The 24,347-nt window shown below is 72.9% G+C and carries 11 protein-coding genes; 6 read left to right on the forward strand and 5 right to left on the reverse strand.

Features of this window, described 5'->3' with window-relative positions; translation table 11 throughout:
* Nucleotides 1–76 precede the first annotated feature (76 nt).
* The 4 genes from V6V89_RS12405 to V6V89_RS12420 all read left to right on the forward strand — a co-directional run bounded on the left by V6V89_RS12405 (nucleotide 77) and on the right by V6V89_RS12420 (nucleotide 16,869).
* Entirely contained in the window at nucleotides 77–1,354 is a 1,278-nt protein-coding gene (locus V6V89_RS12405; RefSeq protein ID WP_334619198.1) for a lysine N(6)-hydroxylase/L-ornithine N(5)-oxygenase family protein, read from the forward strand.
* A complete protein-coding gene (locus V6V89_RS12410) occupies nucleotides 1,351–15,819 on the forward strand; it encodes an amino acid adenylation domain-containing protein (RefSeq protein WP_334619199.1) in 14,469 nt (4,822 codons plus the stop codon). The genes V6V89_RS12405 and V6V89_RS12410 overlap by 4 nt, the downstream gene beginning before the upstream one ends.
* Nucleotides 15,816–16,028 carry an MbtH family protein gene (locus V6V89_RS12415; protein ID WP_334619201.1) on the forward strand — a complete coding sequence of 71 codons (213 nt, stop codon included), beginning with the start codon at nucleotides 15,816–15,818 and terminating at the stop codon, nucleotides 16,026–16,028. The genes V6V89_RS12410 and V6V89_RS12415 overlap by 4 nt, the downstream gene beginning before the upstream one ends.
* 154 nt (nucleotides 16,029–16,182) lie before the next feature.
* The gene (locus tag V6V89_RS12420) at nucleotides 16,183–16,869 is read left to right on the forward strand and encodes a DUF6082 family protein (RefSeq protein ID WP_334619202.1); all 687 of its coding nucleotides are present in this window, start codon (nucleotides 16,183–16,185) and stop codon (nucleotides 16,867–16,869) included.
* Nucleotides 16,870–16,929: 60 nt separating this feature from the next.
* On the opposite strand, the gene V6V89_RS12425 is transcribed toward V6V89_RS12420, so the two are convergent.
* From V6V89_RS12425 to V6V89_RS12435, 3 genes are all read right to left on the reverse strand, one after another.
* Nucleotides 16,930–17,118 carry a DUF397 domain-containing protein gene (locus tag V6V89_RS12425; RefSeq protein ID WP_334619223.1) on the reverse strand — a complete coding sequence of 63 codons (189 nt, stop codon included), beginning with the start codon at nucleotides 17,116–17,118 and terminating at the stop codon, nucleotides 16,930–16,932.
* 155 nt (nucleotides 17,119–17,273) lie between these two features.
* The gene (locus V6V89_RS12430; RefSeq protein WP_334619203.1) at nucleotides 17,274–19,019 is read right to left on the reverse strand and encodes an ABC transporter ATP-binding protein; all 1,746 of its coding nucleotides are present in this window, start codon (nucleotides 19,017–19,019) and stop codon (nucleotides 17,274–17,276) included.
* A 7-nt stretch (nucleotides 19,020–19,026) separates the two neighbouring features.
* Entirely contained in the window at nucleotides 19,027–20,694 is a 1,668-nt protein-coding gene (locus V6V89_RS12435) for an ABC transporter ATP-binding protein (RefSeq protein ID WP_334619204.1), read from the reverse strand.
* A 182-nt stretch (nucleotides 20,695–20,876) separates the two neighbouring features.
* Here V6V89_RS12435 and V6V89_RS12440 point away from each other — a divergent pair, with 182 nt between their 5' ends.
* Both V6V89_RS12440 and V6V89_RS12445 read left to right on the forward strand, forming a co-directional pair.
* The gene (locus tag V6V89_RS12440; RefSeq protein ID WP_334619205.1) at nucleotides 20,877–21,233 is read left to right on the forward strand and encodes a YciI family protein; all 357 of its coding nucleotides are present in this window, start codon (nucleotides 20,877–20,879) and stop codon (nucleotides 21,231–21,233) included.
* A gap of 7 nt (nucleotides 21,234–21,240) precedes the next feature.
* Nucleotides 21,241–22,482: an RNA polymerase sigma factor gene (locus V6V89_RS12445; protein ID WP_334619206.1), complete on the forward strand. Its 1,242-nt coding sequence runs from the start codon at nucleotides 21,241–21,243 to the stop codon at nucleotides 22,480–22,482.
* Nucleotides 22,483–22,591: 109 nt separating this feature from the next.
* Here the strand turns inward: V6V89_RS12445 and V6V89_RS12450 are convergent, their stop codons facing one another.
* Both V6V89_RS12450 and V6V89_RS12455 read right to left on the reverse strand, forming a co-directional pair.
* A complete protein-coding gene (locus V6V89_RS12450; RefSeq protein WP_334619207.1) occupies nucleotides 22,592–23,530 on the reverse strand; it encodes a zf-HC2 domain-containing protein in 939 nt (312 codons plus the stop codon).
* A complete protein-coding gene (locus V6V89_RS12455) occupies nucleotides 23,523–24,188 on the reverse strand; it encodes a sigma-70 family RNA polymerase sigma factor (RefSeq protein ID WP_334619208.1) in 666 nt (221 codons plus the stop codon). The genes V6V89_RS12450 and V6V89_RS12455 overlap by 8 nt, the downstream gene beginning before the upstream one ends.
* Nucleotides 24,189–24,347: the final 159 nt, after the last annotated feature.

The following is a 24,347-nucleotide window of genomic DNA, read 5'->3' on the forward strand; positions in this document are numbered from 1 at the left end:
GTTATCTGAGGCTTGCCTAACACGGTAACTTAAGCAAGGCTGTCCTAAGTTCGCAACGCCGAGTGATGGGACGGGCATGTCGCAGCTACCGGTGTACGACGTCGTGGGGATCGGCTTCGGCCCTTCCAACCTGGCGCTCGCCATCGCCTTGACGGAGAGTGAGAGGCCACTCGACGGAGTCTTCCTGGAACGCCAGCCGCGGTTCGGCTGGCACCGGGGGATGCTTCTCGACGACGCGACCATGCAGGTCTCGTTCCTCAAAGACCTCGTGACGCTGCGAAACCCCGGCAGCGAGTTCACCTTCCTGCGGTACCTGCACAGCAGAGGTCGGCTGATCGACTTCATCAACCACAAGAACCTCTTCCCGCTGCGCGTGGAGTTCCACGACTACCTCGAATGGGCCGCCGCCCAGGTCGACGACCAGGTGCGGTACGGGCACGAGGTGGTGGCCGTCGAGCCGGTGTCCGGTGAGGACGGCGTCGAGTTCGTCGACGTACGGGTGCGCGCCGGCGACCAGGAGGCGGTGTACCGGACCCGCAACCTCGTCTTCGCCACCGGCCTGCGGCCCTGCGTACCGGACGGTGTCGCGGTGTCGGACCGGATATGGCACAACAGCGACCTGCTCGACCGGCTTGCTGGCCTCTCCGAGAAGCCGCGCCGGTTCGTCGTGGTGGGTGCCGGGCAGAGCGCCGCCGAGGTCACCGGCCACCTGCACCAGCGCTACCCGAACGCCGAGGTGTGCGCGGTCTTCTCCCGGTACGGGTACAGCCCGGCCGACGACAGCTCGTTCGCCAACCGCATCTTCGACCCCGCGGCCGTCGGCGAGTTCTACGACGCGCCGCAGGACGTCAAGCGGGCCCTGGTCGACTACCACGGCAACACCAACTACTCCGTTGTGGACGTCGACCTCATCGCCGACCTGTACCGCCGGGTCTATAGGGAAAAGGTGCTGGGTGAGGAGCGGCTCCGGCTATTCAACGTCTCCCGCGTCGTCGAGGCGGTCGAGAACGGTGACAAGGTCGAGGTGACCGTCGAGTCCCTCGCCACCGGAACGAAGAGCGTGCTCGACGCCGACGTGGTGGTCTACGCGACCGGCTACCAGCCCGCGGACCCCGCGCACCTGCTTGGCGGCATCCGCCGGTACTGCCGGCAGGACGAGCGCGGCCGCTTGCGGGTGGCCCGCGACTACCGGGTGGTCACCGCACCCGAGCTGCGCGCCGGCGTCTATCTGCAGGGCGGCACCGAGCACACGCACGGCATCACGTCGTCGCTGCTGTCGAACACGGCCATGCGGGTCGCCGACATCCTGCGGTCCATCGTGGAGCGGCAGGCGGTAGGGGTGGCTCGCGCGTGAGGCTCGCGACGTTTCCGGAGCTGTTCGAGGCACAGGTCCGGCGGGCGCCCGACGCGGTGGCGCTGGTGTTCGAGGACACGGAGCTGACGTACGCGCAGCTGAACGCCCGCGCCAACCGGCTCGCACACGCCCTGATCGCCCAGGGGGTGACGCCGGAACGCGTGGTGGCGCTGGCGCTGCCCCGGTCGGCCGACATGATCGTGGCGCAGGTGGCCGTTCTCAAGGCCGGCGGCGCCTACCTGCCGATCGACCCGGACTACCCGGCCGAGCGGATCGCGTACATGCTGGCGGACGCCGCACCGGTGTGTCAGCTCTCCACGGTGGACGGTCTCGGTGAGGGGCAGCCGGACACCGACCCCGTGCCAGGGCTCAGCCCTGGGAACGCCGCGTACGTCATCTACACTTCCGGCTCGACCGGCCGCCCCAAGGGCGTGGTGGTGTCGCACGCGGGCGTCGCGAAGCTCGTCGCGACCCAGACCGAGCGGCTCGGCGTCGGGCCGCACAGCCGGGTGCTCCAGTTCGCGTCGCCGAGCTTCGACGTGGCGTTCTGGGACCTGTGCCTCGGCCTGCTCTCGGGTGGCCGCCTCATCGTCGTGCCGGCCGACCGGCGGGTGCCCGGTCCGGCGCTCACCGAGTACGCCCACGCGCACGGCGCCACCTTCATGATCCTGCCGCCCGCCCTGCTCGCGGCGCTGCCGGAGGACTGCGCGCTGCCGCCGGGCGCCACCCTGCTCGCCGGCACCGAGCGGGTGTCGCCGGAACTGGTCGCCCGGTACGCCCGCGACCTGAAGATGTTCAACGCGTACGGCCCGACCGAGGCGACCGTCAACTCCACCCTGGGCTCCTGTGATCCGGACAGGCCGGCCACCGGGTCCGTCCCCATCGGAATCGCGGACCCGGGCACCACGGCGTACGTGCTCGATGCCGAGCTGCGCCCGGCAGTCGAGGGTGAGCTTTACCTGGGCGGCTCCGGCCTGGCGCGCGGCTACCTCGGCCGCCCCGGGCTGACCGCCGAGCGCTTCGTCGCCAACCCGTTCGCGCCGGGGGAGCGGATGTACCGCACCGGCGACCTCGTGCGGCGGTTGTCGGGCGGGCGGCTGGACTTCCTCGGCCGCGCCGACGACCAGGTCAAGATCCGTGGATACCGGATCGAGCCGGGCGAGATCGAGACCGTCCTGCGTGGACACCCGGCTGTGGCGCAGGCGGCCGTGGTGGCCCGCGCCGACGGCGGTGGCGCCAAGCGACTGGTCGGGTACGTGGTGCCGGACCTCGCCGCGGCGGACCAGGAAACGCTGCTGACCGGCTGGCGGGAGGCGCACGACGCGCTCTTCGCGACCGGAGCCGGCGACATGTTCGCGGGCTGGACCAGCAGCTACGACGGTGAGCCGATCCCGCCCGACGAGATGCGGGAGTGGCGGGACGCCACCGTGGCGCGGGTGCTGGGGCTCGGCCCGCGCCGAGTGCTGGAGATCGGCGTCGGCACTGGACTGGTCCTGACCGGCGTGGCGCCGCACACCGAGGCGTACTGGGGCATCGACCTGTCCAGCGAGGCGGTCGACGCGCTGCGCGCGCGGGTCGCAGGCCTCGGGCTGAGCGATCGGGTGGAGCTGCGCGCCCAGCCGGCACACGACCTCGGTGACATGCCGTCCGGGTACTTCGACACCGTCGTCGTCAACTCGGTGGCGCAGTACTTCCCGAGCGCGTCCTACCTGACAGGTGTCCTCTCGAACGCGCTCGACCTCGTGGTGCCGGGCGGCCGGGTGTTCGTCGGCGACGTGCGCCACCTGCGGCTGCTGCCGTGCCTGCGGGCGGGCGTGCTGGCCTCGCGGTCCGGGGCTGAGCTGGCCGACCCGGCGGCCGTGGCGCGCGACGTCGCCTGGGAGCGCGAGCTGCTGCTCGACCCCGACTACTTCACCGCCCTCGCCGGTTCCAGCCGCGTCGATGTCCTGCTCAAGCAGGGCCGGCACCACAATGAGCTGACCCGGTACCGGTACGACGTGGTGGTACACAAGGGAGTGTCCGCGGCGGGTCTGCCCGCACCGGCCCACCGGTGGGCGGGCCTGGGCGAGGTCGCGGCGTACCTCGGCGAGCACCAGCCCGAACTGCTGCGCCTCGAAGGCGTGCCCAACGCCCGGCTCGCCTCGGACCTAGCCGCGCTGCGCGGCGCGCCCGTCCCGGCGGGCGTGGAACCGGAGGCGGTGCGCGAGCTGGCCGAGACGCTCGGGTACCAGGTGACGCTCACCTGGTCGGCGGATGGCGAGGCGGGCGAGTTCGACGCCGTGTTCTCTCGCGACGGTTCCGGCTGCGCCTACCGCCCCGGCTGCGCGGCTCGCCCGCACGCCAACACCCCGGCGCCGTTCCCGGACGTCAACGCGCTCACCCGGGCGGTGCGGTCGCACCTGCGGGAGCGGCTGCCCGAGTACATGCTGCCGGCCGCGATCGTGCCGCTGCACCGGCTGCCGATCGCGACGAGCGGCAAGCTCGACCGGGCCGCCCTGCCGGCACCCGACTTCGCCGCGCTCGCCGCCGGCCGCCCGCCCCGGGACGCCCGCGAGGAGACCCTCTGTGGGCTCTGCGCCGAGCTGCTCGACGTGCCGCGGTTGGGTATCGACGACGACTTCTTCGCGCTGGGTGGCGACAGCATCCTCGCCGTCCAGCTCCTCGCGCGGGCCCGGAAGGCCGGCATCGCGCTGTCGCTGCGTGACGTGTTCCAGCGCCGCACCGTGGCCGCGCTGGCGGCTGCCGCCGGCACGGTGTCGCGTCCAGCCGTCATGGGAGACCTCGCCGGCGACCTGCCGCTGACCCCGTTGCAGGAGGGCTTCTTCTTCCACGCCCACCTCGACCCGGCGTCCGATGTGTACGCGGTGCGGCTCATGGTGGAGCTGCACGGCCCGCTCGACGCGGCGGCACTGCGTGACGCGGCACAGGCACTGCTCGACCGGCACGCTCCGCTGCGTGCCGGCTTCCACCAGCGCGCCGACGGCCGCGTGGTACAGGTGGTCGCCGACGACGTCGAGGTGCCGTGGCGGGAGGTCGACCTGTCCGGGTACCCGGACAGCGAGCGGGCCGCGCGCGCGTCGGCGGTCGGCGACGGCGAGCCGTTCGACCTGGGGAAGCCGCCGCTGCTGCGGTTCACCCTGATCCGGGGCGACGAGGCGCGGCACTGGCTGGCGCTGCGGTTCCACCACATCGTGGCGGACGGCTGGTCGGTGTCGGTGCTGCTGCGCGAGCTGCTGTCCCGGTACGGCGGCGGCGAGTTGCCGGAGGTCACCCCGTACCCGGCGTACCTGGGCTGGCTGTCGGGGCGCGACCGGACAGCCGCCCTGGACGCCTGGCGGCGCGCCCTCGACGGTGTGGACGAGCCCACGCTGCTGGCGAGGGCGGGCGTCGCGGCCGCTCCACGCCCGGCCGAGCTCCGCGTGGCCCTGCCGGCCGAGCTGACCGCCGCCCTGGCCGCCCGCGCCCGCGAGCGCGGCCTGACCCTCGGCACAGCCATCCAGGGCGCCTGGGGCCTGCTGCTGAGCCGGCTGACCGGCCGCTCCGACGTGGTCTTCGGCACCACCGTGTCCGGCCGCGCGGCCGAGGTCGACGGCATCGAGTCGATGGTCGGCCTGTTCATCAACACGCTGCCGGTGCGGGTGCGCTGCCGGCCTGAGCAGCCGCTCAGTCAGGTGCTGGGCCGCCTCCAGGCGGGCCAGACGGATCTGCTGGACCACCAGCACGTCGGGCTGGCCGAGGTGCAGCGCCTCGCCGGCCTGGGCGACCTCTTCGACACCCTCGTGGTGGTCGAGAACTACCCGGTCGACGGCGAGCTGCACGACCCCAGTGGCGCGCTGCGCGTCACCGGACTGGACTACGTGGACACCGGCCACTACCCGCTGGCGGTCATCGTGCTGCCCACCGAGCGGCTTGAGCTGCGGCTCAAGCACGACGCCTCTCGGGTCGACGGGGCGGCCGCGCGGCGGATCGCCGACCAGCTGGTGCTCGTGCTGTCGGCGATCGCGGCCGACCCCGACCAGCCGACCGGCCGGGTCGACGTGTCCACCATGGAGGAACGATCCCCGCTGGCCGGCGAGGCGCGCGAGCTCGCGCCGGCCACGCTCGTGGACGCGTTCACCGCACAGGCCGCCCGGCGCCCCGGTGCGACGGCGGTCGTCGAGGATGGGACGGCGGTGTCCTTCGGGGAGCTGGATCACCGTTCGTCCGTGCTCGCCGGCCTGCTGCGCGCCCGGGGCGTCGGGCCGGAACAGGTCGTCGCGGTGGCCCTGCCGCGCTCGCCCGACCTGATCGCCGCGCTGCTCGGGGTGCTCAAGTCGGGCGCCGCCTACCTGCCGGTCGACGTGGACTACCCGGCCGACCGGGTGTCGTTCATGCTGGCCGACTCCGGTGCCGCCTTCGTGGTGACCCCCGACGTCATGGCTGACCTCGAAGGGGCGCCCGCGCCGGCTGCGGCTCGTCCCGACAGCCCGGCCTACCTCATCTACACGTCCGGCTCGACCGGTACGCCCAAGGGTGTGCTCGTCACGCACCGTGCCGTGACGGCGCAGCTGGCGTGGGCGCAGGACCGGTTCCCGCTCGGCCCGGACGACCGGGTGCTGCACCAGCTCTCGGCGAGCTTCGACCCGTCGATCCTGGAGATCTTCTGGCCGCTCGGCGCGGGCGCCACTGTGGTGCTCGCCCCGCGCGGGGCGCACCGCGATCCCGGCGTGCTGGCCCGCGTCGTCGCCGAGCACGGCGTCACCACACTCACCACCGTCTCCTCAGTGCTGGGCGCGTTCGCGGACGCGGCCTCTACGGAGCCTGGTGTATTCGCGAGCCTGCGAAGGGTGTTCGCCGGCGGCGACGCGCTGCCGGCCGAGGTGGCCGCCCGCTGGCGTGCCGCGACGGGCGTGCCGCTGTACAACGTGTACGGCCCCACCGAGACCGCCATCCAGGTCACCTGCCACGAGGCGGGAGGGGAGCGCGACGGCGTCGTCCCCATCGGACGTCCGGTGTGGAACACCTGGCTGTACGTCCTCGACGGCGCGCTGCGCCCCGCGACCATTGGCGAGCTGTACATCGCCGGCGTCCAACTGGCTCGCGGCTATCACGGCCGGCCGGGCGTGACGGCGGACCGGTTCGTCGCCGACCCGTTCGGCGGGCCGGGTGAGCGGATGTACCGCACCGGCGACCGCGTCCGGCGGCGCCCCGACGGGACGCTGGAGTACCTCGGACGGGCCGACCAGCAGGTGAAGATCCGCGGCAACCGGGTCGAGCCGGGTGAGGTCGAGGCGCGCCTGCGCGCCGAGCCGGGGGTCGCCGAGGCAGCCGTCGTGGCGCGCACGGACGGGCCGGGCGGGGCGTGGCTCGTCGGGTACGCGGTACCGGAATCCGGCGCCACTGTGGACGCCGAGACGCTGCGCGCCGCCCTGGCCGCGACGCTGCCGGCGCCGATGGTGCCGTCCGCGCTCGTCCTGCTGGACGCGTTGCCGCGCACGCCGAGCGGCAAGGTGGACCGGGCCGCGCTGCCCGCGCCGGTGGCCGAGCGGGCGGCGGCGCGCGCCCCACGCGACGGCCGCGAGCAGATCCTCTGCCAGGTATTCGGTGAGGTGCTCGGAGTCGAGGATGTCGGCGTAGCCGACGACTTTTTCGCACTCGGCGGCGACAGCATCCTGTCCATCGCCGTCGCCAGCCGGGCGCGGGCCGCCGGGCTGGAGGTCGGGCCGCGCGAGGTGTTCACGCACCGGACGCCGGCCGCGCTGGCCGCGTTCGCGGCCACGGCGGGCGCCGAGAACCAGGCCCTCGGCCGTCCGCTGGTCACCCTCACCGCCGAAGAGCTCGATCGGGTACGCCGGGTGTGCGGCGGCCCGCTCGACGAGGTGTGGCCGCTCTCACCGCTCCAGGAAGGGCTGTTCTTCCACGCCAGCTACGACAGCGGCGGGATCGACGTGTACACCGCGCAGGCGGCGTTCGACGTGGCGGCCGGGCTCGACCCGGAGCGGCTCCGGGCGGCATGCGCGGCGCTGCTGGCCCGCAACCCGGGCACCCGGGCCGGCTTCACCAGCGACGGCCTGTCCCAGCCCGTGCAGTTCGTGGCCGTCGAGCCCGGCGTGCCGCTGTCCGTTGTGGAGCTGTCGGACCTGGCCGAGCAGGAGCGGTGTGCCCGGCTCGACGAGGTGCTGGCCGAGGACCGGGCCCGGCGCTTCGACCTAGCGCGCCCGCCGCTGTTCCGGCTGCTGCTGATCCGGCTCGGCGACGCCGGCGACCGCCTCGTCATCAGCCACCACGTGCTGGTGTGGGACGGGTGGTCGGCGTCGGTGTTCCTGGAGCAGCTGCTCGGCCTGTACGCCAGCGGCAGCGACGACCGCGACCTGGCGCCCGCGGGCTCGTACCGCGACTACCTGGCGTGGCTCGGCACCCGCGACACGGCGGCGTCCGCTCGCGCCTGGCACGACGCTCTGGCCGGCCTGGATGAGCCGACCCTCGTGGGCGGAACACAGACCGGCGCCGGGCTGCCGGAGCGGCTGCGTCTGGAACTCAGCGAGGAGGTCAGCGAGCGGCTGCGTGGCACGGCCCGCCGGCTCGGCGTCACGCTCAACACGATGCTCAACGCCGCCTGGGCGCTCGTTCTGTCCAACGTGGCCGGCCGCGACGACGTCGTGTTCGGCGCGACGGTGGCCGGTCGCACCGCCCCCATCGACCACATAGAGAACGCCATCGGCCTGTTCCTCAACACCGTGCCGGTGCGGGTGGCGTTCGACCCGCGCGAGAGCGTCTCGGCGCTGCTGCGCAGGCTCCAGGCCGAGCGCACCGCGCTGATGCCGCACGAGTACCTTGGCCTCGGCGACGTGCAGCGGGAAACCTCACACGCGCGGCTCTTCGACACCCTGTTCGCGCTGCAGAACCTCGGCGACGAGGACGAGCTGGCCGCCCTGCGGGAGCGCCACGGGATCGTCGAGGTCGGCAGCGTCGACGCGACCCACTACCCGCTGGCGGTCGTGGTGACCCCGGCGCACCGGCTGCGCGCCACGCTCGCGTACCGGCAGGACGTGCTCGACGCCGGCCTGGCGGCGCAGGTGCTGGACCGGTTCGCCGCCGCGCTCGACGCCCTGGTGTCCGACGTCAACGCACCGGTCGGCGGCCTCGACGTGCTACCGGGCAGCGAGCGTGACCGGCTGGCCCGGGACTGGGACGCCACCGCGCACCCGGTCGGCGACGAGACCGTGGCCGACCTGCTCGCCGCCCAGGCGGCGCGCACGCCCGACGAGGTGGCGCTGGTATTCGGTGCCGAGCGGGTCAGCTACGCGGACCTGGACGCGCGAGTCAACCGCATGGCGAGGCTGCTCGCCCGACGGGGCGCCGCGCCGGAAGCCGTCGTCGGGCTGGCGCTGCCCCGCTCCATCGACATGGTGGTGGCGCTGTTCGCCGTGCTGCGCACCGGCGCCGCGTACCTGCCGCTGGAGCTGGACCACCCGGTCGAGCGGCTGGCCATGATGCTCGACGACGCGCGGCCGGTGTGCGTGCTGTCGACCCGCGCGGTGGCGGCCAGGCTGCCCGGCGAGTGCGTCGCCGTGGACGACCCGGCGGTGGTCGCTGAACTGTCCACTTTGAAGGCCGCGCCGCTGGACCGGCGGTTCCCGCTGGAGCACCCGGCGTACGTCATCTACACCTCCGGCTCGACGGGCCGGCCGAAGGGCGTCGTCACGCCGTACCGCGGCCTGACCAACATGCAGCTGAACCACCGCGAGGCCATCTTCGACCCGACGATCGAGTCGGCGGGTGGCCGCCGCCTGCGCATCGCCCACACCGTGTCGTTCGCGTTCGACATGTCGTGGGAGGAGCTGCTCTGGCTCGTCGAGGGCCACGAGGTGCACGTCTGTGACGAGGAGCTGCGCCGCGACGCGGAGGCGCTGGTCGCGTACTGCCACCGGCACCAGATCGACGTGGTCAACGTGACGCCGACGTACGCGCACCACCTCTTCGCGGAAGGGCTGCTGGACGGAGCGCACCGGCCGCCGCTCGTGCTGCTCGGCGGCGAGGCGGTCTCGGACGCGGTGTGGGCGCGGCTGCGCGACACCGAGGGCACCTTCGGATACAACCTGTACGGGCCGACCGAGTACACCATCAACACTCTCGGCGGTGGCACCCTCGACAGCGACACCCCGACCGTCGGCCGTCCTATCTGGAACACCCGCGCGCACATCCTCGACACCTGGCTGCGGCCGGTGCCGGACGGAGCGGCCGGTGAGCTGTACATCAGTGGTGTCGGGCTGGCGCGCGGCTACCTCGACCGGCCGGGGCTGACCGCGCACCGGTTCGTCGCGGACCCGTTCGGGCCGCCCGGCGGCCGTATGTACCGCACCGGCGACCTGGTGCGCCGCCGGCCCGACGGAAACATCGACTTCCTCGGCCGCACCGACGACCAGATCAAGATCCGGGGGTACCGGGTCGAGCTGGGCGAGATCGAGTCGGTCCTCGGGGCGCACGAGCAGGTGGCGCAGGCGGCGGTCGCCGTCCGCGACGACCGGCTGATCGGGTACGTCGTGCCGGCCCCGCTCTCGTCGGAGCGGGCCGAGGTCGAGCGGGCCCAGATCGGTGAGTGGCAGCAGATCTACGACGCCGAGTACGCCGCGATCGGCACGGCCCTGTCCAAGGAGGACTTCTCCGGCTGGGACAGCAGCTACGACGGGCAGCCGATCCCGCTTTCCGACATGCGGGAGTGGCGCGATACCACGGTCGCGCACATCAGATCACTGAATCCCCGGCGTGTCCTGGAGATCGGCGTCGGTAGTGGACTCCTGCTTGGCCGGCTCGCACCCGACTGCGAGGCGTACTGGGGCACCGACTTCGCGCCCTCGGTCATCGAGGCGCTGCGCGCCGCGGTCGCGGCCGACCCGCGTCTCGCGGGCCGGGTCGAGCTGCGCTGCCAGCCGGCCGACGACCTGTCCGGGCTGCCGGGCGGCTTCTTCGACACCGTCGTCGTCAACTCGGTCATCCAGTACTTCCCGAGCGCCGCGTACCTCACGTCGGTGCTGACCGCCGCGCTCGACCTCGTGGTGCCGGGTGGGCACGTCTTCGTCGGCGACGTGCGAAACCTGCGGCTCGCCGAGCACTTCCACGCCGGCGTGGCCGCTGCGCGCGGCACCGACCCGGCCACCGCGCGCCGGGCCTCGGTGTCCGAAAAGGAACTCCTGGTCGACCCCGACTACTTCGCCACGCTGCCGCGCGCCACCGCGACGGTGCGCGTCCGTCGCGGACGCCACCACAACGAGCTCACCAGATACCGCTACGACGCGGTGCTCCACACCTCGCCTGCCAGCCCACCCCCCGTGACCATCGCGCCGTTCACGTCGCTGGAGCAGCTTGACCGACGCGTCGATCACGGGGTGCGCGTCACGGGGATACCCAACGCGCGGCTCGGGGTCGACGGCGGCGTCGAGGTCGAGGATCTGTATGAGCTGGGTGCCGCGCACGTGAGCTGGTCGGCGGACGCGGACGGCAGCCTGGACGCCGTGTTCCTGCGCGAGCCCGCCGTCGTGCCGCACGTGCCGGCCGGCGGCCGCCCGCTGACCAACGACCCGGCGGCCGCCCGCGACGCGAGCGCGCTGGCGCACCGGCTGCGCGAGCACCTCAAGCGCACGCTGCCCGACTACATGGTGCCGGGCGCCTTCGTCACCCTCGACCGGCTGCCGCTCACCGTCAACGGCAAGCTCGATCGGGGGGCGCTGCCGGACGCCGAGCCGGCCGTTCAGCGAGGCGCCAGCCGTCCCGCCGAGACCCCGGCCGAGCAGGTCCTGTGTGGACTGTTCGCCGAGGTGCTCGACCTGCCGGAGGTGGGCGTCGAGGAGGACTTCTTCGACCTCGGTGGCCACTCGCTGCTCGCCACCCGCCTCGTCAGCCGGGCGCGCACCGCGCTCGGCACCGAGCTGGCGATCCGCGACCTGTTCGAGGCCCGCACCGTGGCCGAGCTGGCCGCACGGGCGGGCGGCCGGTCGGAGCGGCGTCCGGCGCTCGTGCCCAGGCCGAGGCCGGCGGAGATCCCCGCCTCGTACGCACAGCAGCGGCTCTGGGTGCTCCAGCAGCTCGACGGCGGCACCGCGGCGTACAACTTCCCGATCGTCATGCGGGTGCGCGGCGCGCTGGATCTGGCCGCGCTCCAGGCCGCGCTCGGTGACGTCGTGGCGCGACACGAGGCGCTGCGCACGGTGTTCGACGAGCGGGACGGGCGGCCCATCCAACGGGTCGTGCCGGCCGCGTCGGCGTGCCCGGTCATCGAGGTCGCGGACGGTGACCCGGCGGCGGTGGTCGAGGCGGCCGTGCGCCGGCCGTTCGACCTGGCGGCTGACCTGCCGGTCAGGGTGACCGTCGTGTCTGACGGACCCGACGACCACGTGGTTGTCGTGCTGCTGCACCACATCACCACCGACGAGTGGTCGGACGGGCCGTTCCTGCGCGACCTGTCCACCGCGTACACCGCCCGCGTCGCCGGCGCGGCACCGGACTGGGCGCCGCTTCCGGTCCAGTACGCCGACTACACGCTCTGGCAGCGGGATCTGCTCGGCGACGAGTCCGATCCGGACAGCCTCGCGGGCCGGCAGCTCGCCTGGTGGCGCACCGCCCTCACCGGCATGCCGGAGCGGCTGGAGCTGCCCGGCGCGACCGGTCGCGACAGCGGCAACGGTGGCGCCGCCCTCACGGTCGACCTCGGCGCGACCGCCAGCCAAGGCCTGCGCCGCCTCGCGCTTCAGGCCGGCGCGAGCATGTTCATGCTGGCGCGCGCCGCCGTGGCCGCGCTGCTGCACCGGCTCGGCGCGGGCACCGACATCCCGCTCGGCGCCCCGATCGCCGGCCGCACCGACGAGGCGCTCGACGACCTGGTGGGCTTCTTCGTCAACACGCTGGTGCTGCGCACCGACCTGTCCGGCGACCCGGGCTTCGCCGAGCTGGTGGCCCGGGTGCGGGAGGCCGACCTGGCCGCGTTCTCGCACCAGGACGTGCCGTTCGAGGCCGTCGTCAAGGAGCTCAACCCGGACCGGTCCCTGGCCAGCAACCCGCTCTTCCAGGTCATGGTGGTGTACCGCAACCGCTCCGATGTGGACTTCGACCTGGCCGGGCTGACCGTCACCCCGGAGCACGGCGAGACCGGCACCGCGCGGTTCGACCTGGTGTTCGCTTTCGTCGAGCGGCCCGATGGGCTCGACGTGCTCATCGAGTACCGCACCGGGCTCTTCGAGGCGGAGGCCATCGCCCGCCTGGGCCAGCGCCTGGTCCGGCTCGTCGAGGCCGTCACCGCCGATCCCACCGTGCCCGTCGGCCGGGTCGACGTTCTCGGCGACGACGAGCGCCGGCTGGTGCTGCGCGACTTCAACGCCACCGACCGGGTGGTGCCCGAGGAGCCGTTCACGGTGCTGTTCGCCCGGCAGGTGGCCGAACGGCCGCACGCGGTGGCTGTCGTGGACGGCGACCGCTCGGTGTCCTATGCGGAGCTGGACGCGCTCGCGGGCCGGGTCGCCGGCGGGCTCGCCGCCAAGGGCGTGGGGCCGGAAGACGTGGTCGGCATCGCGGTGCCCCGGTCGGTCGAGATGGTCGCCGCCGTCCTTGGCGTACTCCGCCTCGGCGCCGCCTACCTGCCGCTCGACACCAACCAGCCCGAGGACCGCCTCGCCTACATGGTGGCGGACTCCGGCGCGTCGCTCGTGCTGACGCCCTCGAACCTGGCGCTGGACACCCCGCCGCCAGCGGCTGATGTGGCTCTCGACCAGGCGGCCTACGTCATCTACACCTCGGGCTCGACCGGCCGTCCCAAGGGCGTCGTGCTGCCGCACGAGGGGATCAGCAGCCTCGTCGCCACCGCCGTCGACCGCATGGGCGTCGGGCCGGACAGCCGGGTGCTCCAGTTCGCCTCGTTCGGCTTCGACGTGGCGGTGTTCGAGCTCGCGATGGCGCTCTGCGTCGGAGCCACCCTCGTGCTGGTGCCCGACGAGGCCCGGGTGCCCGACAAGGTGCTCACCGACCTGCTCCTCGAGCAGCGGATCAGCCACATGATCCTGCCGCCGTCGCTGGTGTCGGCGCTGCCCGCCGAGTGCGAGCTGCCCGAGGGCGCGGTGCTGCTGGTGGGCACCGAGACGGTGCCGCCGGACCTGGTCGGACGGTGGGCGCGGCGGCTGCGCGTGTTCGCCGCGTACGGGCTGACCGAGGCGACAGTCAACTCCACACTGTGGGACGCCGAGCCGGGCTGGGAAGGCGCGATCCCCATCGGCGTACCGGATCCGAACACACGCACGTACATCCTGGACGGTGCGATGTGTCCGGTGCCGCCGGGCGTGGTCGGTGAACTGTACGTCGGCGGGCGCGGCCTGGCGCGCGGATACCTCGGGCGGCACGGGCTGACCGCGTCCCGGTTCGTCGCGGACCCGTTCGGCCCGCCCGGCGCGCGCATGTACCGCACCGGCGACCGGGCGCGCTGGCGACCCGACGGCACCATCGACTTCCTCGGCCGGGTCGACGACCAGGTGAAGATCCGCGGGTTCCGGGTCGAGCTGGGCGAGGTAGAGGCGGCCATCGCACGCCATCCGGACGTCGCGCAAGCCGCTGTCGTCGCCGACGGCAAGCGCCTGATCGGGTACGCCGTCCCCGGCTTCGGGGCCGGCGGCGCCTGGACTGAGCGACGCGCCGACGAAGTCGATGCGTGGCACGAGGGAAGGCGGCGCCTCTCAGGCCGCGGAGCCCGCGTGAGCGGAGCGAGCGCCAACCAGCTCAGCGGCCGTCCCGTCGACGGCGCGGAGGTTCGCGCGTACGTCGCCGCGCTGCTGCCCGACTACATGGTGCCGGCCGCGATGGTGGTGCTCGACGGCCCGCTGCCGCTCACACCGAACGGGAAGCTGAACCGGCGCGCGCTGCCCGCACCGGTGTTCGCCGCCACCGGCCGGCCGCCGCGCGACGACCGGGAACGGGCACTGTGCGCGCTCTTCGCCGAGGTGCTGAAGGTGCCCGAGGTCGGCGTCGACGACGATTTCTTCGCGCTCGGCGGCGACAGCATCGTGGCGATCCAGCTCGTCCGCCGCGCGCGTCAGGTCGGGCTCGCGGTGACGCCACGCATGGTGCTCCAGCACCGCACGGTCGCCGGGCTGGCGGCGGTGGCTGACTCGGCGGCGGTGGTGACCTCCGACGACGGCACCGGCAGCGTGCCGCTCACCCCGATCCTGCGCTGGGTGCGGGAGGGCGGCGGCTCGCTGCGCGGGTACAACCAGTCGGTCCTGCTCCAGGTGCCCGCCGGGCTGGGGGAGGCGCGGCTCGCCGCGGCCCTGCGCCAGGTGGTGAACCGGCACGACATGCTGCGCGCCCGCCTCGCGGAGTCCACGATGGAGGTACCGTCACCCGGCGCGCCCAGCTTCGAGCTTCGACGGGTGGCCGTGGACGGTGCCGACCCGCGCACGGTCATCACGGCCGAGGCGCGGGCCGCGCAGCGCCGCCTCGACCCCGATGCCGGCCTCCTGGTGCAGGCGGTGTGGTTCGACGCCGGTTCCGAGCCGGGCCGGCTGCTGCTCGTCGCCCACCATTTCGCGGTCGACTGGGTATCGTGGCGGGTGATCCTCGCCGACCTGGAAGCCGCGTGGCGTGACGGCACGCCGCCGGCGCCGGTGCCCACGTCGTTCCGCCGCTGGGCCACGCTGCTGGCCGCGCAAGCCACCGAACCGGCGCGGGAAGCCGAGCTGCCACTGTGGACGCGGATGCTGACCGGCGGCGACCCGCTGCCGCTCGACCGGCCCGTCGACCCCTCCCGCGACGTGGCGGCCACCGCGCGCCAGCTCACCCTCACGCTCCCGCCGGACGTCACCGGCAAGCTGCTCACCTCGGTGCCGGCGGCGCACGACGGAGGCGTCAACGACGTGTTCCTGACCGGGCTCGCGCTGGCCGTGGCCGAATGGCGAGAGCGGCGCGGGGCATCCGGGCGCTCGGTGTCGGTGGCGCTGGAGGGGCACGGCCGCCAGGAAGAGGCGGGCAGCGGTGCCGACCTGTCCCGCACGGTCGGCTGGTTCACCACGCTGTACCCGATCCTCCTAGATCCCGGCGAGGCCGGCCTCCCGCCCGCGCAGGCCCTCGCCCGGATCCGCGCGACGCTGGCGTCCATTCCAGACGGTGGCCTCGGATTCGGCCTGCTGCGGCACCTCAACCCGCGTACCCGCCCGGCGCTCGAAGCCCTGGGCGTACCGCCGATCGAGTTCAACTACCTCGGCCGGTTCGACCTGCCCGATGGGGCGGATTGGGCGTTCGCGCCGGAGACGGACGCGCTCGACATCGGCGTCGACCCGGACATGCCACACCGGTTCGCGCTGTCCGTCAACGCGCACACCGAAGACCGCCCCGACGGGCCACACCTGTGCGCCACCTGGATCTGGCCCGACGCGGTCCTGCCCGAGTCGGCCGTCCGCGACCTAGCCGAGTCGTGGTTCCGCGCCCTTACCGCATTCACCTGGGAGAAGTGATGACCAACCCGTTCGAAGACCCCGCCGGCCGGTACCTGGTCCTGGTCAACGCCGAAGACCAGCACTCGCTGTGGCCGTCGTTCGTGGCGGTGCCGGACGGCTGGACCGCGATCTTCGGCGAGGACACCCGCGACGCCTGCCTCGCGTTCGTCGAAGACCATTGGCGCGACCTGCGCCCAAGGTCCCTTCGCCAACCAACGACCACCTGACCCAAACCTCGATCAATAGCCGAGATCCCTTCTCGACCGAATGTGGTTCTCTTGATGTATGGGGAGCGAAAAGGCGACCTTGAAAGATGGGAGTGGCCGCTCGATGCGGCCACTTCTCGGAGTCGTCGGTGTTTCGACGGGGATCCTGGTGGTCGTGATCGCACTCGTCGCCTCGCCGCTTGCTGTCGTGCTGATCGCTGATCAAACCGTCGGGGTGGACTGGGCTCGGTTGAGCGATATTGGGGAAACGTACGGCGCCGCCTCGGCCGTGCTTTCGGGTCTGGCCGTAGTAGGTGTCGCCATTTCGCTTATAGTCCAAAGTAGACAGTTGCGGGTCGGACAGATTCAAGCAATGCGCGTCATGCAGTTAGAACTGATGCGACTGCTGCTGGAAGATCCGATGCTTGCCACGATTTCGCCGACCTCGCTCGGTGTTTCGCGCGAACAGTGGCGCCGCGAGATCTACTTGAACTTACTCTTCAAGTACCTTGAGATGGGGTACGCCACGAAGTACGTTCCCGAGGGCAGCCTGCGGGAGCACATCCGAGACCAGTTCCAGGTGGAGGGCGCCCGGGTGTTCTGGGGGCGGGCCCGTCCTCTGTGGGCTTCGAACCGGAGCAACAACGCGCGTCGCCGTTTCTTTGACATTGTCGAGGCGGAGTACGCGCGACACCCGCAGAGTGAGATCGAAGTGGTTCAGCCGCAAGCCGTCGAGCCGCAACGACGGCCCACGGTGCCGGCGAATGCCGGCGTGGTGCTGGCCGGCGTCGCGTTGGGGCTCGCTGGACTTCGGGCCGTATCGATAATTCGCGCTCGTCGTGCTGGTGGCCGAGACGGGTGACGAGGGGGGCGCGATCCTGCCGCGCGACACGGACGATCTCGCGGCAGGATTCGATAGCGACTATTTCTCACGAATCTGGCCGGCTTGAATTCCAGCAATAAAGTCCGACCAATCGCGGCGGTGGAAAGCGAGAACGGGACCGGTGTCGTCCTTGCTGTCGCGGACGGCTACCATCCCTTTTGCGAAGCTGACCGATACTTCTATACAGGCGTTGTGTTCGCAGTAGGCTGCGCGACGCCAGGACCCCATTGGTGAAGCGTCGCGCCATGTAAGCGAAACGTCTTCGCCACCAACACCTGTGGCCACTTTTCTCCCTATCTAGAGCGTGGCGCTCAGGCTAAGGGCGCCGGGGCGAATGGGTGCTAAGACACGCCGGACAAGGATCCACAATCGAGACTTGCCTGTCAAGGCTTACCACTCGGGCGGGTGGTGGACCAGGCCTTCCATAGTGCGGCGTACGGGCCGTCGGATGCCAGAAGGGCGTCGTGAGGGCCGGACTCAACGACGCGGCCGGCGTCGAGGACGATGACGCGGTCGGCGGTCGCGGCCTGGGTCAGGCGGTGCGCCACCACCAGTGCGGTCCGGCCTTCCAGCGCGCGCGCCGCCGCCTCCTCCAGCACCCGCGCGCCGGCGCTGCCGGCTTCGGCGGTCGCCTCGTCGAGTACCGCCACCGGCGGGTCGGCCAGGACGATGCGGGCGAGGGCCAGCTGCTGGGCCTGGGTGGCGGTCAGCTTGTGGCCACCCTCACCGACCACTGTGGCCAGCCCGTGGGGCAGCGCTTCGGCCCATTCCAGGGCGCCCACGGTGTCCAGCGCTGCCCGCAACTCCTCCAGGGAAGCGGCCGGGCGGGCCAGCCGCAGGTCGTCGTCGAGCCGGCCGGCGAAGACGTGCATCTCCTGGGTCACCAGGGCGACCGTCCGGCCGGTGGCGTGCTCGTCGACGGGTTCGCTGCCGATCGTCACGGTGCCGCTGGTGGGATGGTGGACACCGGCGACGAGCTTCGCCACGGTGCTCTTACCGGCGCCGCTCGCCCCGACGAGCGCGACCCGCTCGCCGGGCGCGATGTCGAGGTCGACGCCGCGCAGCACCACATGTCCGGCCACATAGGAGTGTCCGAGGCCGGCTGCTTTGACGGAGCCGTCGACCGATACGGAGGTGGCCGGTGCCGACGACGCGGGCAGGTCGGCCACGCCCACCAGGCGGGCCAGGCCGGCCGCCGCCACCTGGGCGTCGTCGGCCAGCGCCAGCGCGATATTGATCGGGCCGAACAGGTTGTGGAAGTACAGCGCCGCGGCCGTGGCCGTGCCGATGGTCACCGCGTCCGCGCGCACCAGCAGGAACCCGACCACCAGCACCGCGGACAGACCCACGTACTCCGCCACGTTGAGCCGGCCGTAGAAGCGTGTCATCAGCCGGATCGCGCGCAGCGCCAGCGACACCGTCTCCTCCGAGCGCGACGCGACGAGCGCGACGTGCCGGTCGCCGAGGCGAAACGCGCGCACCGTCGCCGCGCCGCCCACCGTGTCGAGCAGTTGCTGCTGCTGCGCGCCGACGGCGACGCGTTGCCTGGCGTACAAAGGGATCGCCCGCCCCACGTACCACCGCACGGTGTGCGCCTGGATCGGCACCGCCAGCAGCGCGGCGACGAAGAAGCGCCAGTCCAGCACCGCCAATCCGACCAGGGTCAGCCCGATGGTCAGGCCGGACCGCGCGAGCTGGGGGAGCGCGCGGCGCACCGCCTCCGCGACGATGGACACGTCGGCCGTCACCCGGGCGGTCAGGTCGCCCGAGCCGGCCCGCTCCACTTGGTCGAGTGGCAGACGTAGCGCCCGTTCCACGAAGCGTTCGCGCAGCTGCGCCAGCATCCCCTCGCCGAGCCTGGCCACCAGACTCACGCCGTACGCGGTCAGCACACCCTGCACCACGGCGATCAGCACGAGCAGCACCACCGGCGTGGTGAGCGCGCTGGGCGGCCGGCCGTCGGCGACCAGGTCGACCACGTGACCGAGCAGCGGCGCGGTCAGCAGACCGGTGGCGGTCGCCGCGACGAGCACACCGAACGCGGCGACGGCCAGGCCGCGGCGTGCGCGGAGCAGCCCCGCCACGACCGCACGCACGCGGCCGGGCTCGGCGGTGGGCAGCAGCTCCATGGTCCTCCTAGGACAGTACTGTCGCGCGGTAGTCCGGATTGGACCGGACGAGGTCGGCGTGCCGGCCTTCGGCGGCGACCGCGCCGCCGGCCACGACCACGACCCGGTCGGTCGCCGCGAGCAGCGCCGGGCTGGTCGTCACGACCACCGTGGTACGCCCACGTCGCAACTCGCGGACCCCGGTGGCCATCCGCGCTTCGGTGACCGCGTCGACGGCAGTGGTCGGGTCGTGCAGCAGCAGTACCGGTGGGTCGGCGGCCAGCGCACGGGCCAGCGCGACCCGTTGGCGCTGACCGCCGGACAGGGAGCGGGCCCGTTCGGCGAGCACCGTGTCGCCGCCGTCCGGCAGTGTCGCGGCCACCTCGTCCGCCGCGGCGGCTGCCATCGCATCCGGTACCCGGTCGGCCGGCGCGCCGGCGGTCACGTTGTCGCTGAGTGTGCCCTCAAACAGGTCCGCGTCGTGCGCGGCGGGCAGGATCGCGACGCGTACCTCAGCGGGGTCGAGTGTGGACAGTGGAACGCCGTCCAGCTCCACGGTGCCCGCGGCCGGATCAGCGGTGCGGGCAAGGCACTCCAGCAGCGCGGTGGCGGCGGCCGGATCGGCTGCCACGACACCGAGCAACTCGCCAGGTGCCACCTCCAGGTGCAGGTCGCGCAGCGGCCCGTGGGTCACGCCGTTGACCAGTACGCGGCCGAGAACTGGCTCGCGCGGCCGTGCGTCGCCGGCGGACAGCAGCGGCGGCGCGGCAAGCACCTGGGCGACGCGCGCCGCGGAGGCGCGGCCCTGCGCGATCTGGCCGTTGACCCACGCGAACAGCTGGAGCGGTCCCAACAGGAACAGCGCCAGGCCGACGGCCGCGACCAGTTCGCCGACGGTGATGTCGCCGCGCGCGGCCAGGCGGCCGCCGACGAGCGCGACCGCGGCGATGAAGATGCCGGTGAGCGCCAGGATGGCGCCGTCGTGCCAGGCCTGCGTGCGGGCCGCACGCAGCGTGGCGGCCAAGGACTCCTGGCTGGTACGCCGGTAGCGCGCGACCGCAGCGCCCTCGGCGCCGATCCCCTTCAGCACCCGCAGCCCAGCGACCAGGTCGGCGGCGACGCCCGAGGCGTGGGCGGCGCGTTCCTGCTCGACGGCGCTGCGGCGTTCCAGCCGCGAGCCGAGCACGTGCCCGGCCCACAGCACGGGCGGCGCGGCGAGCAGCACGAGCAGCCCGAGGGGCACCGAGACACGAAGCAGCGCCACCGCGCTGACGAGGATGCCGCTGAGCGCCGCCGTGCCGGCCGGCAGCACCGTGTTGACCAGGCCGACGCGGCGCGCGTCGCTGGTGGCGATGCTTGCGAGCGCACCGGCGAGCCGGCCGGTCTCGGCGCCACCGCGCGGCATGAGTACCCGGCGCGTCAGGCCGATCCGGATGTCGTGGCCGGCGCGTTCGGAGGCGCGCTCGGCGGCGCGGGCCGCGAACCGCCAGCTCGCCGACAGTCCGGCAAATACCACGGCGAGCACGGCGATCCAGAGCAGCAGCGCGTCGCTGTCGCCGGTCGACACCGCTTCGTCGATGACCACGCCGATGATGACCGGTACCAGTGCCTCGCCCGCCTGGTGGGCAGCGCCCAGCACCGCCGCGACCGCCACGTACCGCCACTGGCCGGCGACCGCGCGCCCCAGGACCCCCACGCCACCACCCTGATCGAGTCGACAGTAAGGCAAGGCTAACCTAGCGGCCCGTCGAGGGCGAGAGCGGATCATGGCGGCGGTGCCGGAAGAAGGTTTGGCGGGGATGTCGATTCCGGACCGGTGCCGCGTCGTCAGGATGAGAGGTGACCGGTAGGCGGTCATCACGGAGCTCGGGAGACACCATGCGGTACATGTTGTTGATCTACACCGAGGAGCAGACCGGCGCGCCCGACCCGGCCGATGTCGAGCAGGTCATGGGCGAGTACTGGGCGTACGAGAAGGCGGTCGCCGACGCCGGCGTCAAGGAGGGCAGCGACGCGCTCCAGCCCACCGCCACCGCCACCACCGTCCGGGTGAAGGACGGGGAGCGGCTCGTGACCGACGGGCCGTTCGCCGAGACCCGCGAGGTGCTCGGCGGCTACTACCTGATCGACGTGCCCGACCTCGACAGCGCCCTGGAGTGGGCCGCGCGTTGCCCGGGCGCCAAGTACGGCGCGGTCGAGGTCCGGCCGATCATGGAGTTCGAGCAGCCTGAGTGAGGCGCCAATGACGAACGCCGCCGACTCGGTCGAGGCGGTCTTCCGCGAGGAGTGGGGCCGCCTGCTTGCGACGCTCGTGCGTACCCTCGGCGACCTTGACCTTGCCGAGGAGGTCGCCTCCGACGCGGTGGCCACCGCTCTCGCGCGGTGGCCCCGCGACGGGGTGCCCGCCCGTCCGGCGGCCTGGCTACTCACCGTGGCCCGCCACCGGGCCGTCGACATCGTCCGCAAGAACCGCACGCTCGCCGCCCGCCTCGCCCTGCTCCGCGTCGAGGCCGACCGTCCGGAGCCGCCGCCCCCGCCGAGGGAGCCGGACTGGGACGACGAGCCCGATGAACGGCTGCACCTCTTCTTCACCTGCTGCCACCCGGCGCTCGCCCTGGAGGCGCAGACCGCGCTGACGTTGACGTGCCTGGCGGGCCTGACGACGCCGGAGGTCGCGCGGGCGTTCCTGGTGCCAACCCCGACGATCGCGCAGCGCGTGGTCCGCGCAAAGCGCAAGATCCGCGACGCGCGCATTCCCTTTCGCGTACCGGACGCCGCCGAGCTGCCGACCCGGCTGCCCGCCGTGCTGCGTGTGGTGTACGTGATCTTCACGGAGGGGTATGCGGCCACGAACGGCCCGGAGCTCGTCCGGGCGGATCTCGCCGACGAAGCCGTCCGCCTCGGCCGCATCCTGCACCGGCTCCTACCGAACCAGCGCGAGGTCGCCGGGCTGCTGGCGCTCATGCTGCTTGTCGACGCCAGGCGGGCCGCCCGCGTGGACGCCAGCGGCGAGCTGGTGCTCCTCGACGACCAGAACCGGTCGCTGTGGGACGCCGACAAGATCGCCGAGGGGCGCCACCTGGTGGTCGAGGCGCTGTCCGGCGGGCGGCCCGGCCCGTACGCCATCCAAGCGGCCATCGCCGCCGTACACGACGAGGCGGCGAACGTGGCGACGACGGACTGGCCACAGGTGACGGCGCTCTACGACGTACTGCGCGCGACCGCGCCGTCGCCGCTGGTGGACCTCAACCGGGCGGTGGCCGTGGCCATGGTGCACGGCCCGGAGGCGGGTCTGGAACTCCTCGACGAGCTGGCAGCCGACCGCCGCCTGGCCGGCTACCACCTCCTGCCGGCGGCCCGCGCCGACCTGCTGCGCCGGATGGGCCGCGCCGAGGAGGCGGCAGCGGCGTACCGCGAGGCGTTGGCGCTGGTGGGCAACGCCCCGGAACGCCGTTACCTCGAACGTCGCCTGGCAGAACTGTGATCACCGGTTGTCCATTGTGGACAGCGAGTGTACGTCGGCGCACGGTTGCTGGCACGTGACGACGCTGCGCCCGGACGCGATGCAGCTCATGGCCGCGCCCGGTCGGGGACTATCTGGAGTTGACCGGCACCGACACCAGCACCGTGCCGGCCTGGTCGACCACGTCGACCCGCACGATCTCACCGGCGCCGACGGGCGCGCTGGCCCACACCGTCGATCCGTCGCCGCCCTCCGCGATCTGCCACTTGGTCGCGACGGTCGTCTCGCCTGTCGTGGTCGTCACCGTGACGACGCCCTCGCGCGGCCCGTCGATCTTCGTCACCGCGACGGTCAGGTCGGTGCGGACCGTCCCGGTGTCGGCCGCGGTGGTTTCGACGGTGGCGTGAGCGCCGGTCTGGGGGTTGTGCGCGACGTGCGTGTCACTGGCCGGCGGCGGGCCGACCGCGCTCAGCGTGCTGGGCTCCTGCTCGACGGGCGGCGTCGTGGGCTCCGGCGGCCGGGTCGTAGCGGGCGGCGGCGTCGTGGGCGCGTCCGTCGAAGTCGCCGGGCGCGGCCGGGCGTTGGGTTGCGACCGGCTGGGAGTGGGTTCGGCGGGGCTGGTCGGCGAGGACTCGACCGTGGTCGCGCCGGCGGCGACCGGCGGTTCGTAGACGCTGGAGCGGGCCGCGAACGTCACGAAGCCCACCAGCACCAGCACTGTGGACGCCGCGGCGGCGATGGTGACGCAGCGCAGCGCGTGCCATCCTCGCCGGGGTGGTGGTGCCGGCTCGACGGCCGGGGGGAGCGGCCGTGGCGTCACTGGCGAGTCCGCGAGGCGGGGAGCCGGTATGCGCAGCGGGGTCGGCGGCGCCGGGGGATCGGTGGCGGCGAGGAGGCTGCGCGCGTCGACGGCGCCGAGCAGCTCGACAAGCGGGGCCAGGCTGCGCACCGCCCTGCTGCACCGGGCGCAGCCGCGCAGGTGCAGCTCGTACCGCGCGCGCTCGTCGGGCTCCAGTAACCCTAAGGCGTACGCGCCCACGTCCGGGTGGACGCAGTGCTCGTCAGGCATCCTCGCTCCCGGCGCCGAGCAGGATCTTCTGCAGCGCACGCAGCGCGAAGAAGAGCCGCCACTTAACGGTCTCTGGCGGCAGGTCCAACTCTTCCGCCACGTCGCGCACGCCGCGACCGCGGAAGTACGCCTCGACCAGGATGTCACGGTCGGGCCGCTGGAGTGCGCGCAGGCCGTCGAGCACCATCATGCGCTGGAGCGCCGCGCCGACGTCGTCGGCCATGTCGATCACCGGGAAGCGGTCGGGCGGTTCGCGGTACGCGGGGCGCTGTTCAGGCATCTCGTCAAGCTCGATGTCGCGCTCGCGGTCGCGTTCGATGTCGCGCAGGATGCGGCGGGCGAGGCTGACCAGCCACGGGCGCAGCGACGAGGCGGCGACGTCGATCGAGTCGACCTCCCGCCATGCGCGGAGCAACGTCTCCCGCACGACCTCCTCGGCGAGCCTGCGGTCGCCGTCCGCCATTTCCAGGATGATCATTAGGAGCGGCTCGGCGTGCTGGTCGTAGAGGCTGCGGAGCAGGCCGCCCTCCGCCCGGTGGATGCCGGTGCGGCCGGTCGGCGGCGCGTACTGCTCCTGTTCGACCCGCGAGTGGCGACCGCGTGGCGGCGCCGGACGGCGCGACCAGGCGTCGCGCATGCTGCTGACGGTGATGGCCATGGCCGCCCCCTAGCTTCCGCGCGAGGTGGTCAGGCGGACACGGTACCGATCTTCTTCGATGTGGCGCACGAGGTCCCCCAACCGTCTGTGATCTTTCCGTCTGGTACGCCGGCCGGCCGCGCTTGGATCGACACAAAGGAAGACTTAAGGACCACTTAA

The organism is Micromonospora sp. CPCC 206061 (genome assembly GCF_036906915.1).
Classification (GTDB): Bacteria; Actinomycetota; Actinomycetes; order Mycobacteriales; family Micromonosporaceae; genus Phytohabitans.